Raw genomic sequence first — 13,797 nt, 5'->3', positions numbered from 1 at the left:
CCTTGAAATACGTAAATTAGAATAACAGCCGTAAAAACTGGAATTATTAATGAATAAAACAAAGAACAAATTCACCTTTAAAATTATGTTCAGCTATCTTATGCTTGGGATATTGACCCTAGTTGTGGCCTATTTTATATTTTCAGAAATAAAGGTATTTGTATCTACGGACGCGGCAACGGAAAACGATGCCAAATTACTAAAAACAGGCTCCCTACTTACAGAACTATATGAAGCGGAAAGTCTTTCCAAGCTGGCACTCCAAAAAAAGACTCCAAAAAGTTTTACGGCCTATGCCCAAAAGATAGATTCCATCTTTATCACCATAGACTCCCTTAAACTACTTACGGTCAATGACTACCAAAAGGAAATGTTGGACAGCGTACAGGGGCTTCTTAAAAAAAAGGTTTTCAACAGCAATGAACTTCTTCGATTGAAAAGAAAAAGCGAAGCCAACAATTCTATAGACAATGCCCTAAAGGAATTTAGCAAAATTGAGGAGTCTCTTGGAAAAATTACGCCGGAAAGCCTTAATCCCAATTATTTGGACCTACCTCCTGATGCGCAGAATACCATAAAAAAATGGGCCGAATACCTTAGCGAAAACGTCCCAAAAGACACCAGCAACATTCCCGTTTCACAACGGGTAGATTCGGTCTTAACGGTATCCAAATCACTTTTGGCCGAGGCCAAACAGAGCAATACCAAAGCCCTACGCTCGGTAGCGCAGAAAGAATTGCAATTAAGTAGGGCCGATCTGGAAATTTCACAACAGCTGCGAAGTATTATTTCTGCCTTTGAACAGGAAGTAATAACAAAATCCTATAATGACAACCTAAAAAAGCAAACTGCCCTAAAACGAAGCCTACGTGTGGCCGGTTTTGCCAGCTTGCTGGGCATAGCGATTGTGGGTCTCTTTACTTTTTTGATTACCAAAGATTATTGGAAGGTACAACTGTACAGACAGCAGCTGGAGAAAGAAAAGAAATTTTCCGAATCCCTTTTAAAAAGTCGGGAACAATTAATCTCTACTGTTAGCCATGACCTGCGCACCCCCCTAAATACAATAACCGGTTATTCCGAACTAATGGAAAACACTGGGCTCACAGGCAAACAGGTATCCTATTTAAAAAATGTAAAATCCGCTTCAAAATATGTGGATAGCCTTGTAAACGATCTATTGGATTTTTCCAAATTGGAGGCAGGAAAAATCAAGATAGACCAAACGGCATTTATTCTTTCCGATCTTATCAGGGAAACTGCCGAAAACCTCAAGGAAATACATTTAACAAAACCCATAGAACTCCAGCTAAAAATAGACAGGCAATTGGATAATCCCGTTTTGGGAGATCCATTTAGGATAAGACAAATTTTGACCAACCTAATGGGCAATGCCTATAAATTCACCAATGAAGGTTTCATAAAAGTTGAAGCCAAGGTAATAAGCGAGGCAAACGGAAACTACATAACCTTAATTGAGGTCACAGATTCTGGTATAGGCATTAAAAAAGAAAAACAAGAGCACATTTTTAAAGAGTTCACCCAGGCGGAGGACCATACGGATAAAAAATATGGTGGTTATGGACTAGGCCTTACCATTTCCAAGAAACTCACCGAACTCTTGGGTGGAAAAATTAGTCTCCGTAGCGAGGAAAATAAAGGAAGTACATTTTCAGTTGAAATTCCTCTCGAGATATCAAAAAAACCTTTGAATTCTCCCAAGAAAATTGAAATCAATCCAAAAGTTGAGTTGTCCCTCCTTATCATAGATGATGATCCTGCCATGCTAAAACTATTAAAGGAAGTCTGTGATCATTTGGGATTCTCTGCCCATACCTACAATAATTTTTATGAAGTTTCAAAAACAGGAATACTTAAGTACAACATGGTCCTGACCGATATTCAAATGCCGAATATCACCGGTTTTGAAGTGTTGAGCAATCTACAAAACGGCACATATTCACATTATGCCGGGCAACCCATAGTAGCCATGACCGGGCGAAAGGATTTAAAAAGAGAGCAGTATATTGAAGCAGGTTTTTCAGATATCCTGCAGAAACCTTTTACCAAAGATATGTTCCTGGAAGTATTGACCAACTTGTTCCCCCAGGCAGTTCATAAAGAAACTGAAACTAAAATGAAACCTATTATCGCCTCTGGCTCCAACTTATTCCACTTGGGGGTTATCTCCTCTTTTCTAGGGGATGATGAGGAGGGTATCGCCGAAGTTTTACAGACCTTTATTACCGACACCAAAACCAATATGGAAAGATTGAAAAAGGCTGTAGATGACTTGGACATTAAGAAAGTGAATGTTGTGTCTCATAGGATGCTACCCATGTTCCGTCAATTAAATAGTACGGAAATAGTTCCTATTCTAGAACAAATGGAGATTTTGGAAATTGACCAATGGGAACCAAAGGTTTTAAAACAAACTTACAGGGACCTCCAAAATAAGTCTACTGTTTTGATCCTGGCCATTAAATCGTATTTGGCTACAAGTCCAAATTATAGTGATTAATTTTATTGTAAAGCGTTTTCCTTGTGATCTGCAGCAATTTGGCCGCTTTGGACTTATTAAAATTTGATTGTTTTAAGGCCTTTACTATTTGTTCCTTCTCATAATCGGCCTTGGAAAAGTTATCGACTTTAACATTGCTTTCCTTACTCCGATATACTTCTTTGGGCAAGGCCCCTTTCTCCACCTTATCCCCGCTGGTCAACAAAACTGCCCTTTTAATCACATTCTGTAATTCCCGTAGATTTCCCGGCCAGTGATACTGCTTAAATATATCCTCCACATCCTCCGAAAAACCTTCTACTTTTTTTCCTAGGGAGCGGTTGGCTTTTCGCAAAAAGAAATCAGCAAAAAGTGGCAGGTCTTCAAAGCGTTCCTCCAAGGACGGAATTTCCACAGAAAATTCGTTGATCCTATGAAAAAGATCTTCCCTAAAACTACCATTTTCAACGGCCTCAGTAAGGTCTTCGTTAGTGGCCGTTACAATTCGGATATCTACCTCTATCTCCTTATTGCTGCCTACTCTTTTAATTTTTCTTTCCTGTAAGGCCCTTAACAACTGTATCTGATTTTCATAAGAAAGGTTCCCTATTTCGTCTAAAAATAAGGTACCGCCATTTGCAGCTTCAAAATGCCCCTTCTTATCCTCCACTGCTCCCGTAAAACTACCTTTAACATGCCCAAAAAATTCACTGGTTGCTATTTCTTTGGGGATGGCTCCGCAATCTACAGCCACAAAACTGTGTTCTTTACGCTTACTATTATCGTGTATTGCCCTTGCAGTTACCTCTTTCCCTGTCCCACTTTCGCCGGTAATTAAAACGGACATGTCCGTTGGGGCCACCAGCTTAATATACTCGTGTAATTTTTTGGAAGCCTCACTTATTCCAATAACGACCCTATTGTCCTGGGGCTCAACTACCGTATTTTCAAACTCATGGCTTTCCTTTTGCTCACTATCCAATTGCCGCTTGTTCTCCTGGTTTAAGGCACTTTTGATCTGCATTAAAATTTCCTCAGGAGTAAAAGGTTTGGAAATATAGTCATAGGCACCTTTTTTCATGGCTTCCACGGCAGAACCTACTTCAGCATAACCGGTCATCACAATAACCTGTGTCTTTGGATTTACCCCCTTGATATCGGATAACAATTGCAGCCCATCATAATTGGGGAGACGCAAATCTGTCAATACTAGATTATAGGTGGTTGCCTTGAATTTGGTCTTGGCATCCTGGGCTGTAAAACTAACGTCGACATCGTATCCGTTTCTAATCAAAAACTTTTGGAGCATTTGACAAAAAGCGGCGTCATCTTCAATGATAAGGAGTTTGGGCATACCTTTCTATTACAATTTACTATGGATAGTAAAAATACCATAAGAAAGTTAGTTGCCTTTAAAAATTTTCATAAAAAAAGAGGGGGATTGTATAAAACAATCCCCCTCTTACCAAACCAACTTGATACAAAACAAATAATTCAAGTTTTCCTATAGTTCTATCCAATTACCGTCCTTATCGGCATACAAAGTACCTGTAGTACCGTCCTCCAAGGTTACTTCCAATTTATATTGCTCTTGCTTATTTACATAAGCCTTGCTGATACTACCGGAAGGATAGTCATTAGAAACCGCTGTTGAAACCGCTTCTGGTAAATCACTTGTTTCTATTTCAGAGAAGTCGTCCTGAGCTATTGCGGTTTGTGTAGTTTCTAGGGCTACATCTTCACCTTGGGCAAATGCGGTTAGACTTCCGAATGATAATACTGCTACAAAAAATAATTTTTTCATGATTTTCATTTTAATAGTTAAACTTGTTATACCTATTGAAAATATGATACCAAAATTCAACCAACGCCAGATATAAATGTAAATGACTGTCAATGTGAGTGTTATTGAAATTTTATAAAAAATTGAACTGTGTATTTTTGGGTATCCAACTCTTTTAATGGGTAAAAACTAAACACTTCTTCCCATGTATCCTTTTTATATTCCAAAAACAAATTCCGTATTACCTAATAATTAATTGTGTAAAGCTCCTAATCAAATGATTATTCTATTAATTGAGTACCATACTTCACCTTTTAAAGGTCAGAAACAAAAAAATGGGATCGTTTAAACGATCCCATTATCATTGGACGCACCAATAATATCAAAATAAGCGCATCCTATCTTTCTATCCAATCCCCATCCTTATCCGCATATATGGTACCGCTATTACCTTCCTTCAAAATTATATCCAACCTAAATTGTTGGGAATTGTTTACATATGCTTTATTGATCACCGCAGATGGATAATAAGTGTCTATTGCCTTGGTCACAGCTTCGGGTAATTCTGCTGCCCCTATTTCCGAGAACTTATCTTGGGCAACGCTTATTTCCGTAACCACCCCCTTTACTGCTTTGTTCTCCTGTGCACAGGCGGTTAAACTGGTTATTGATAATGCAATTCCAAAAAATAACTTTCTCATGATTCTAATTTTAATATTTATTACCATTATCAATGGAAAAACGATACCGAAATCGATAATAAACTTTATTAACTTGATTATCAATAACTTAATGTATTCTTGCTATTGCACTGAAACTGTGTAATAATGGGTATTAAGGGTTTCAATTGTGTTAAAATTACACACTGTGACCACAGTTCGGGGAGACGGTTCTAACTTGAAAATCCATAAAAAGTAACAATTGTAGCATCAGTTATACACCTCTATCACTAAGACACCAATAATAAAATTGGAGGCCACTCCCCTATAGAAACTAATAAGGGCTACCATGCGGTAGCCCTGCTAATTCAAATTCATATATAACTTACTTTGCCAATATATTACATGTCAATCCAGTTGCCTTCAGCATCGGCGTACAATTCGGAGTTTGTTCCATCGGAAAAAGTAACCTCCAATTTATATTCAGCTTCCTCATTTACATACGCCTTGTTTATTACGGCTCCAGCATGATCTTTCTCCAAAGCCTTTGTAATTGTGTCCGGCAATTGATCAAGGTCTATTTCAGTAAAATCTTGAGCAATAATTACTTCCATAATTCCATCATGAAATATAGGAGGAGATGCCAAAACTGGACTTAAACTTCCCATGGCCATCGCTGTAGCGAAAACCAAGCTTTTCATATCATTTTTCATATCTCTAATATTTTGTGTGAATACTAATTTTTTCTCACAGAACATAGAAGGAAAATTGTGCCAACGTATACATTTAAATAATTTCATTTTCAATTCATTGATAATCAATTGTTTAAATTATTTTTTGTATCTATAAGTAATGTATAAATATGTATAGCACCACAAAAAGTGTATAAAAATTATACACTTTTTGGGTACAATACCTTATATATCTGTTTGAAATGGAAAATCAGCCAGACAAAAAAAGTGGATGATAATCCAAAATGTTGACCACAAATCTATTTTACCTGATGCGCAGGTTTTAGTAGGTCGTTTACTGTTTTTACCGGATTGAAGGTCACCAAGGGAACTTCTACAAAAATGGTATTCCAGAAGGCCATGGCACCGTTCCATAGACCCGGTAGCTCCAAAGCCTTTAAATCCTTGCCTTCTTTGGTCTTTTGCGTAATAAATCCTTGTTTGGTATCTACAAAATTGAGTAAATTAAATTTCTCTCCCTTATAATTTCTAACCCCACAGACCAAATCTACCGGATTAAAATGGGTAGAGTTCTTTAAGATATCGACCTGTGCTGGATTATCCATATCGACTTGGGCAGATTCTATGATTTGCAGTGAAATATGATCATGGGCATCCCTGATCCAAAACGGACCACCCCCAGGTTCGCCTTCATTCTTGACCATTCCGCAAATACGAATTGGACGGTTGATCTTATCCTTTAAAATTTCTATTTGCTGCCCTATACTAAAGCCACCGTATTTATCTGAAAATCGGACATTTAAATCCCTTTCCAAAAACAACTTTATAGTTTCCAATATTTCGGAAGTTAAATTATCCCCATCCAACACCTTGGCATATTCAAAGGCCTTGCTTTGTAATTCCAAGAGCAGTCCCGCCAATATCTTTTTGCTTCTGGCAACATCGTCGGAAAATCTTGGAACCACCACATTATCGATATTCTTTATAAAAATAATGTCTGCATCCTGATCATTCAGGTTCTCTATCAACGACCCATGACCCGCTGGTCTGAACAACAGGGAACCATCAGAATTTCTGAAGGGCTTATTGTCCAAAGTTACCGCGATAGTGTCTGTTGATGGTTTCTGGAAGGAATAGTTTACCGTAAAGGAGGTTGTAGCATCCTTTGCCACCCGCTCCCCGGCAATCTTAAATTCCTTGTTGAACATTTCGCCATGTTGCTCAGAAATGGTGAAGTGTAGATTTGCCTCATTATTTGCCTGGGCGTAGGCAACAGCCTCTTTTAAATGTTCCTCAAAAGGTGTAGCGCTATGCTTGCCATAGTCATGAAAGGGCAAAAGGCCTTTTGGGTAAAATCCGAAATCCAAGCCTTCCGGCAATAACATCTCCTTTACAAAAAGGTACTTTTCCTCATCCTTAGAGCTCGTTTTACCGGCTATACGTTTTTGAATCAGGTCATAAAAGGCAAAATTTTTGTACCCATCAAAGAAGGTTTTAACGTCCTTATCCTTGGTCCTATCCAAATAGGCCTCGAATTTTTCGGCTTTGGGATCATAGGTGTCCAGAAAATTGAACATAGCCTTGAACATTCGGGATGCAGCACCGGAAGCCGGCACAAATTTTAGAAGTGAAATCTTCTTTTTTGCATCCTCAAATTTTTTAATAAACTTTTGCTCCTCTGCCTCGGAAAATTTAAAAATTCCATCGGATACTACCGCGGCCTTTTCCAATCTCACGAAAGGAATACCTTCCTTAAATGTATCAATTTGACCAAGAACTTTTTCCTTAGAAATACCCTTTTTTTCTAATTGTTTTTTGTCTGCTTCCGTTAATTCCATTATTTTTTTAGTAGTTGGTTAATGTAGTTCTGGGCCGTTGTCAGCCGTGTTTTTTTATCACCCTTTAAGATAATAAAATTCCTGTTATATTTTTCCAAAGTATCCTTGAAATAAAGAAACATTCGTTCACGGTCATTTGGTTTATCCCTTAAATCGTCTTTTTCCCAAGGAATGTCTATGTAGGTCAAAAAATAGATATCGTAATTATTCTGCAAGGCGTAAGCCTCCAAAACCGGATCACAGTAACCCAAATAATAAGCTTCGGAATATACCTTGGTCTCCAAAAGATCCGTATCGCATATTAAAACCTCATTGGCCTTTTTGGTAAGGGAATTTTCCAATTTGATCTGGCCCTCAGCAATGGGCAACAAATCTTTTGGCTCACAGGTTTTCCTTTCTCTATCCCATTTATCCTGAAGGTATTCACGTGCATATTCAGGTACCCAAACAGTATTGTAATGCTCGGCCAAATCCTGGGACAAGGTGGTCTTTCCCGTAGATTCCGGACCAAATAAAACTACTTTAATAATACTTGAGGGCTCTTGTTTAAACTTTTCTTCCATGCAAGGTATCCGAAAATGGCAATAATAGTGAACAATAAATATTGCAGAGATGTAAATATAAGTCCTTTATAAAGATATAATGGAACCGATATTACATCGCCAATAATCCAATATACCCAATTTTCAAGTTTTTTCTTAGCCATGAGCCACATTCCTACAAAGAATATGGCTGTTGTGAAGGTGTCCACATAAGCTGTCCAATTATCCAACTTATCGAATACCACATATACCAGAGAAATAAACAAAATAGTAGCAGCAAATAGAACGACTGTCCGTTTTTTTTCTTTGGCAGTAGTTGTTGTTATGGGAATAAAATGGGTCTCATCTACCTTTCTTGTCCATACATACCACCCGTAGACACTCATTGCAAAGTAGTAGGCATTGATCAGCATATCTCCCAATAGCCCAAAAACCAAAAGAATATATACGAACAGCCCAGTACTAAGGATCCCTGTAGGGAAAACCAGTATATTCTCGCGCATGGAGTACCAAACACTTAAAAATCCGAAAAACACCCCTACCATTTCCAAAATTATCAAATGGGTGGGAGTGTCTTGGTATTGGGCAAAAATCCAATCAAAAATGGGGCTCATAGTTACTCCGGTCAGATTTTACATTTTTCAACCTTATCAAACCATTTTCCAACAATTCAATGGAAGATTTGACATTACATTCAACCGCTACAAAAGCCCTGAAGAAATATACATTATTCAATAGGTCTCCTTCTGGTGATTATGGCAAGGCTTTAATCAATCTATATTGACCAAAAATAACTGTTCCCATTAAAAATATTGGGGTTTATCAGGAAAAATACTTCTCCATTACCGTGTTTATTAGATTGATTGTCTAATAAGGAATTAACTTAAACCGATAAAAGAGAGCTGTGATATTAGGTTTTTAGATAGTGCTAAGGGGGTTATATTATAGCCCACTAATTTTTAATGGCATACACACAGGTATATCCTTCGAATTCCAAGAATATAATATCGTAATGGGAAGTTTTTCCCTTGTATAGAATGGTACCCGTAGTCTCCGAGTCGGACAACGAAAAATCCGTAATATCTATATGATGTAAAAAACTTAGACCGTGCTGGGCATATATCTTGTACAAGGATTCCTTTGCTCCCCAAACAATGGTAAGTTTTCTGATCAAAGCTTCTGAATTTGCAACAGTTTTATATTCCTCCAAAGGAGTATACTTGTTGGCTATCCTCAGAATCTTATCGCGTTGCATTTCAATATCAATTCCTACCTCTCTGGTATCCGAAATAATAATTCCTGTAAATTCGTGGGAATGTGTAATGGAGATGAACTTGCCATCTGTCAAATGAGGTTTGCCAGCATCATCGTAAAATAGATCATGGTCTACATAGCCCTCTACCGCCAATAAATGCCTTATACTCAAGAAACCTCTTCTATGCAATTCCGACTTCATGCCCATCATCCGCTTTTGGCAATGCGGGGTAAGCACAACCCCTTCAGAAAGTTGGGATTCCGACTCTTCAACTTTCCAAATCAGCACTTTAGTGCCGTCGTTAACTGTTATTGTTTTGTAAAGAGGCATTAGATTATTTAAGTTATTACTACCTTTGCAAATGCAAAAAATAAGAAAATTGTTCTATTACTAAAATAAAAATAAAAAAGGAGAAGAAATAGGCTAATCAAAGATATTCTTCATTTATATTATTTTTGATCTATACCTCCAACTTATTTGAATACGAATATGAGCAATTAACTATAACAAAAAAAGTTTATGAGTACTAAAACCATTCCTTACGTACCCTATAAAGTAAAAGATATTGGCTTGGCCAAATGGGGAAGAAAAGAAATTGAACTTGCGGAAGCCGAAATGCCCGGCCTAATGTCCTTAAGGGAAGAGTATGGAAAAGAACAGCCTCTTAAAGGCGCCCGTATTGCCGGGTGTTTGCATATGACCATACAAACAGCGGTACTCATTGAGACTCTGGTTGCCCTAGGAGCAGAGGTAACTTGGAGTTCCTGTAATATTTTCTCTACCCAAGATCAGGCTGCTGCAGCTATTGCCGCTGCTGGAGTGCCCGTATATGCCTGGAAGGGAATGAACGAAGATGAATTTAATTGGGCCATTGAACAGACCTTGTTTTTCGGGGAAGATCGCCAACCCCTAAACATGATCTTGGATGATGGGGGAGACCTTACCAATATGGTTTTGGACAAATACCCAGAATTGGCTTCAGGTATCAAAGGTCTTTCCGAAGAGACTACCACCGGTGTCCATAGACTTTATGAGAGGGTAAAAAAAGGAACCTTGCCAATGCCTGCCATCAATGTTAACGATTCTGTTACCAAATCCAAATTCGACAACAAATACGGATGTAGGGAAAGTGCTGTAGATGCTATTCGCAGGGCTACAGATACCATGCTTGCAGGTAAAAGAGTGGTAGTTGCCGGATATGGCGATGTAGGAAAAGGCACGGCAGCATCTTTCAAAGGTGCGGGTTCTATTGTTACGGTTACCGAAATTGATCCTATATGTGCCCTACAGGCAGCTATGGACGGATTTGAGGTAAAAAGAATGGATACTGTTATTGGAAATGCCGATATCGTAATAACCACTACCGGAAATAAGGATATTATACAGTCGCAGCATTTTAAGGCGATGAAAGACAAAATCATTGTGTGTAATATTGGCCATTTCGACAATGAAATAGACATGGCATGGTTGAACAAGAATTACGGCCATACCAAGGATGAAATAAAACCTCAGGTAGATAAATACACTCTTGAAGGAAAGGATATAATTGTTTTGGCCGAAGGTAGATTGGTAAACTTGGGATGCGCTACCGGGCATCCAAGTTTTGTGATGAGCAACTCGTTCACCAACCAAACCCTGGCTCAAATGGAACTTTGGAACCATAGTGACAAATACAAGAATGACGTATATATGCTTCCAAAACATTTGGACGAAAAAGTAGCCGCTTTGCACCTTTCCAGATTGGGAGTGGAATTGGAAACTTTAAGACCGGAACAGGCAGAATATATTGGGGTTACCGTTGAGGGTCCTTTTAAGCCCGATTATTACAGGTACTAGATTCCATTCTTGTTTGGAAAAATCCAAGAAAGCTTTTTAATGCAAAATCAAAATCCTTATCACACTCAAACAGATAAGGATTTTGATTTTTTAATTCCTACATCAACTTAATGAACATACTCTTAACCGGAGCTACTGGAACCTTAGGTTCTAGAGTATTATTTTCGCTTTTGGAACTTCGCTTTCAAAGTATTGAAACCATTTATCTCCCTGTTCGTAAGAAAACTTCGGTTAGCCCTGAACAACGTGTCAAAAATGTAGTATCAAGTGAGTTCGCAACAGATTTTATAAAAAAGAACCTTCCTGAAGTCTTAAAAAAAATAGTCACGATAGATGCGGAAGAACTATTAAATCCGACCTCTTTTATAGGAAACAATAGATTGGATTATTTTATTCACTCGGCCGGTTTTGTCAATTTATCTACAGATCCTAGCGCCAAGGAGGAAATATTCAGTCAAAATTTACAGTTTACCAAAGAAATATTCAATACGTACTGCAGTCGCATTGTAAAATTTGTCTACATAAGTACAGCATTTGCCGCAGGGAATATAGGCGGATTATTGCATAATGATTATACCAATATAAAAAACGGTAACTACCGTAACCATTACGAGGCCTCCAAACACGCCTCGGAGAAGTTTCTATTAAAGGCCGGTAAGGAAAAAAATATTCCAATTCAAATATTGCGGCCCAGCGTTCTTGGAGGAAATATTAATGAGAGCCCAAATTATTTTATATCAAAATACATGGTCTTTTACCTTTTTGCGAAGTTTTTCCACAATAGCAATTCCAAGGATGCTATACGTATTACTACCAAAACAGGAACTGGATTAAATATTATTCCAACGGACTATGCCGCCCAGGTGATTGCCAGGGTGATTTCTACGGAAATCCAACAATTGAACATTGTTAATTCCAAAGAGACGAACATGAAAAAAGGCATTTCCAAAATATTGAAGGTAGTAGGTTTCTCTAATTTTAGTTTTACCGAAGATCAAATTGATACCTCAACGGGATTTTCTTCAAAGCTGGAAGAGTTTTACTATGAAACCATAGGACTGCATTTACACCCGTATATGACCTCTAAGCCTAACGAATGGGATACACGCCTTTTGGAGAGCATCCTGCCCATTCCCAACTACAACCTAGTGGATTATTTATCTGAAACCGTTGCTTTTGCCAAAGCCAAGAATTTTAGAAATCAGAAGTGGTAAAACAATTACATTATTCAGTAGAGTCCGTAAAAACAAAAAACTCTTTCCATTGCTGGAAAGAGTTTTTTAATTTTCAATAGCTAGAATATATTAAGCTTCAAAAGGCTCAATAGAAACATAAGATTTGCCTCCAGCTTTCTTTTGGAACTTTACAAGACCATCTACCCTTGCATGCAAAGTATGATCTTTTCCAGCATAAACATTTTCTCCTGGGTTATGCTTTGTACCACGTTGTCTTACAATGATGTTCCCAGCAATGGCAGCTTGTCCACCATAAATCTTAACGCCCAAGCGTTTTGATTCTGATTCCCTACCGTTTTTAGAACTACCTACACCTTTCTTATGTGCCATGATATATTGTTTTAATTCTTGTTATTAACTTAAAGCGGCAATTAATTCAGCTTTTTTCATTGAAGAATAACCTTCAACTCCCTTAGCTTTTGCCAATTCTCTTAGCTCAGCAACCGTGTTTTTACTCAAATCCTCGGTAGCTTTTGCTTCCACCTTCTTAGGTGCTTCTGCTTTTACCTCTGCTTTTTTAGCGGCAGGTTTAGCTTCTTTTTTTGGTTCCGCCTTTTTTTCTGATTTTTTGGCTCCAGAGGCAATGATACCTTCTATTACCAATTCAGTTAAATACTGACGGTGACCGTTTTTCTTTTTGTAACCTTTACGTCTTTTCTTTTTAAAGACAATTACCTTATCACCTTTTAGGTGCTTAATGACTTTAGCCTCAACAGCGGCTCCGTCTATAGCTGGGGCGCCAATTGTAATGTTACTACCATCTTCCAACAAAAGAACGTTATCAAAGGTTACCTTGCTACCTTCTTCGTCTTGTAAACGGTGAACATACACTTTTTGGTCTTTCGCAACTTTAAATTGCTGCCCTGCTATCTCTACAATTGCGTACATAGCTTGTGTTATTTATAAATTTAAGAACAAGCCTAATATTTACTTAGGCGGGTGCAAATATACTCCTAAATCCTTAATCCACAAGTGATTTTTGAGATTTTTAAACCGATTTTCTTTTGAGGTTGTTGGAAGTCTTGAATAACTGCATAAACGAAAGGGTCAATACCAAGGAAGTAGCAAAGCCCATAATGGCCACGGTAAAGAATACAATGCCTTCAGAAGTGTTATAATCCCTGAACCATACTTTGGAGAGTTCATCCAAAAATCCCAGATTTATCTCGGTTGCATAAAAGGCGAAAAAAATTGTGAAAATCAATGTGCCTACAAAGCCAGTAACAATCCCCGCGGTAAAGCCTTTTCCATAATTAAATGAAGGCCCTTCCTTTACCCTAAAGTATTTTATGGCTTCATATATTCCGAAGCCAGTTATTACACCATTAAAAAGACTATAAAAAATATTGGTGTGAAGATTAAAAAGAGACAACAATAAGAAATAGGCAATTAATGAGCCGCTAACAGCTATGCCAAACCTAATAGGGAGTGCAAATTGTTTCATTGTATAGAATTTT

General features: G+C 37.9%; 14 protein-coding genes. 3 read left to right on the top strand and 11 right to left on the bottom strand.

The features are described from left to right. Window positions 1-49 precede the first annotated feature (49 nt). The gene (locus MWU82_RS07660; protein ID WP_247095950.1) at window positions 50-2,521 is read left to right on the top strand and encodes an ATP-binding protein; all 2,472 of its coding nucleotides are present in this window, start codon (window positions 50-52) and stop codon (window positions 2,519-2,521) included. Here MWU82_RS07660 and MWU82_RS07655 read toward each other — a convergent pair. From MWU82_RS07655 to MWU82_RS07620, 8 genes are all read right to left on the bottom strand, one after another. Then, window positions 2,496-3,854: a sigma-54 dependent transcriptional regulator gene (locus tag MWU82_RS07655; protein ID WP_247095948.1), complete on the bottom strand. Its 1,359-nt coding sequence runs from the start codon at window positions 3,852-3,854 to the stop codon at window positions 2,496-2,498. The genes MWU82_RS07660 and MWU82_RS07655 overlap by 26 nt on opposite strands. Window positions 3,855-4,004: 150 nt before the next feature. After that, window positions 4,005-4,304 carry a hypothetical protein gene (locus MWU82_RS07650; protein WP_215949564.1) on the bottom strand — a complete coding sequence of 100 codons (300 nt, stop codon included), beginning with the start codon at window positions 4,302-4,304 and terminating at the stop codon, window positions 4,005-4,007. Between the two features lie 377 nt (window positions 4,305-4,681). Continuing rightward, window positions 4,682-4,984 carry a hypothetical protein gene (locus tag MWU82_RS07645; protein ID WP_215949565.1) on the bottom strand — a complete coding sequence of 101 codons (303 nt, stop codon included), beginning with the start codon at window positions 4,982-4,984 and terminating at the stop codon, window positions 4,682-4,684. A gap of 359 nt (window positions 4,985-5,343) precedes the next feature. Beyond that, window positions 5,344-5,655, bottom strand: a complete 312-nt coding sequence (locus MWU82_RS07640; RefSeq protein ID WP_247095946.1) for a hypothetical protein — start codon at window positions 5,653-5,655, stop codon at window positions 5,344-5,346. A gap of 278 nt (window positions 5,656-5,933) precedes the next feature. Further along, entirely contained in the window at window positions 5,934-7,472 is a 1,539-nt protein-coding gene (locus tag MWU82_RS07635; protein ID WP_215949566.1) for a DUF4301 family protein, read from the bottom strand. Then, the gene (locus MWU82_RS07630) at window positions 7,472-8,035 is read right to left on the bottom strand and encodes an ATP-binding protein (protein ID WP_247095944.1); all 564 of its coding nucleotides are present in this window, start codon (window positions 8,033-8,035) and stop codon (window positions 7,472-7,474) included. Before MWU82_RS07630 ends, MWU82_RS07635 begins: the two co-directional genes overlap by 1 nt. Beyond that, window positions 7,990-8,628, bottom strand: coding sequence for a nicotinamide riboside transporter PnuC (pnuC, locus tag MWU82_RS07625; RefSeq protein ID WP_247095942.1), 639 nt, complete (start codon window positions 8,626-8,628; stop codon window positions 7,990-7,992). Before pnuC ends, MWU82_RS07630 begins: the two co-directional genes overlap by 46 nt. A gap of 338 nt (window positions 8,629-8,966) precedes the next feature. Then, entirely contained in the window at window positions 8,967-9,599 is a 633-nt protein-coding gene (locus MWU82_RS07620; protein ID WP_247095940.1) for a 4'-phosphopantetheinyl transferase family protein, read from the bottom strand. A 189-nt stretch (window positions 9,600-9,788) separates the two neighbouring features. On the opposite strand from MWU82_RS07620, the gene ahcY reads away from it, so the two are divergent. Both ahcY and MWU82_RS07610 read left to right on the top strand, forming a co-directional pair. Then, window positions 9,789-11,105, top strand: coding sequence for an adenosylhomocysteinase (gene ahcY, locus MWU82_RS07615; RefSeq protein ID WP_215949570.1), 1,317 nt, complete (start codon window positions 9,789-9,791; stop codon window positions 11,103-11,105). Between the two features lie 110 nt (window positions 11,106-11,215). Continuing rightward, complete coding sequence (locus tag MWU82_RS07610) at window positions 11,216-12,319, top strand: SDR family oxidoreductase (protein WP_247095938.1); 1,104 nt, start codon at window positions 11,216-11,218, stop codon at window positions 12,317-12,319. Between the two features lie 90 nt (window positions 12,320-12,409). On the opposite strand, the gene rpmA is transcribed toward MWU82_RS07610, so the two are convergent. From rpmA to MWU82_RS07595, 3 genes are all read right to left on the bottom strand, one after another. Next, window positions 12,410-12,670, bottom strand: coding sequence for a 50S ribosomal protein L27 (rpmA, locus tag MWU82_RS07605; protein WP_031445623.1), 261 nt, complete (start codon window positions 12,668-12,670; stop codon window positions 12,410-12,412). A 24-nt stretch (window positions 12,671-12,694) separates the two neighbouring features. Continuing rightward, window positions 12,695-13,228, bottom strand: coding sequence for a 50S ribosomal protein L21 (gene rplU / locus MWU82_RS07600; protein ID WP_111622451.1), 534 nt, complete (start codon window positions 13,226-13,228; stop codon window positions 12,695-12,697). Window positions 13,229-13,328: 100 nt separating this feature from the next. Beyond that, window positions 13,329-13,784: a DUF4199 domain-containing protein gene (locus MWU82_RS07595; RefSeq protein ID WP_215949572.1), complete on the bottom strand. Its 456-nt coding sequence runs from the start codon at window positions 13,782-13,784 to the stop codon at window positions 13,329-13,331. Between the last annotated feature and the right edge of the window lie 13 nt (window positions 13,785-13,797).

This window comes from Arenibacter sp. S6351L, from assembly GCF_023016025.1.
Lineage (GTDB): Bacteria > Bacteroidota > Bacteroidia > Flavobacteriales > Flavobacteriaceae > Arenibacter > Arenibacter algicola_B.
The sequence above is the reverse complement of the archived record's forward strand: the minus strand, read 5'-3'. Positions and strand labels throughout refer to the sequence as shown.

What these genes read in the sequence shown, in the direction of transcription:
- MWU82_RS07660 (WP_247095950.1), top strand. Translation starts at nt 50, where the DNA reads ATGAATAAAACAAAGAACAAATTCACCTTTAAAATTATGTTCAGCTAT.
- MWU82_RS07650 (WP_215949564.1), bottom strand. Translation starts at nt 4,304, where the DNA reads ATGAAAAAATTATTTTTTGTAGCAGTATTATCATTCGGAAGTCTAACC.
- MWU82_RS07630 (WP_247095944.1), bottom strand. Translation starts at nt 8,035, where the DNA reads ATGGAAGAAAAGTTTAAACAAGAGCCCTCAAGTATTATTAAAGTAGTT.
- MWU82_RS07635 (WP_215949566.1), bottom strand. Translation starts at nt 7,472, where the DNA reads ATGGAATTAACGGAAGCAGACAAAAAACAATTAGAAAAAAAGGGTATT.
- MWU82_RS07595 (WP_215949572.1), bottom strand. Translation starts at nt 13,784, where the DNA reads ATGAAACAATTTGCACTCCCTATTAGGTTTGGCATAGCTGTTAGCGGC.
- pnuC (WP_247095942.1), bottom strand. Translation starts at nt 8,628, where the DNA reads ATGAGCCCCATTTTTGATTGGATTTTTGCCCAATACCAAGACACTCCC.
- rpmA (WP_031445623.1), bottom strand. Translation starts at nt 12,670, where the DNA reads ATGGCACATAAGAAAGGTGTAGGTAGTTCTAAAAACGGTAGGGAATCA.
- MWU82_RS07655 (WP_247095948.1), bottom strand. Translation starts at nt 3,854, where the DNA reads ATGCCCAAACTCCTTATCATTGAAGATGACGCCGCTTTTTGTCAAATG.
- MWU82_RS07645 (WP_215949565.1), bottom strand. Translation starts at nt 4,984, where the DNA reads ATGAGAAAGTTATTTTTTGGAATTGCATTATCAATAACCAGTTTAACC.
- MWU82_RS07620 (WP_247095940.1), bottom strand. Translation starts at nt 9,599, where the DNA reads ATGCCTCTTTACAAAACAATAACAGTTAACGACGGCACTAAAGTGCTG.
- ahcY (WP_215949570.1), top strand. Translation starts at nt 9,789, where the DNA reads ATGAGTACTAAAACCATTCCTTACGTACCCTATAAAGTAAAAGATATT.
- MWU82_RS07640 (WP_247095946.1), bottom strand. Translation starts at nt 5,655, where the DNA reads ATGAAAAATGATATGAAAAGCTTGGTTTTCGCTACAGCGATGGCCATG.
- MWU82_RS07610 (WP_247095938.1), top strand. Translation starts at nt 11,216, where the DNA reads ATGAACATACTCTTAACCGGAGCTACTGGAACCTTAGGTTCTAGAGTA.
- rplU (WP_111622451.1), bottom strand. Translation starts at nt 13,228, where the DNA reads ATGTACGCAATTGTAGAGATAGCAGGGCAGCAATTTAAAGTTGCGAAA.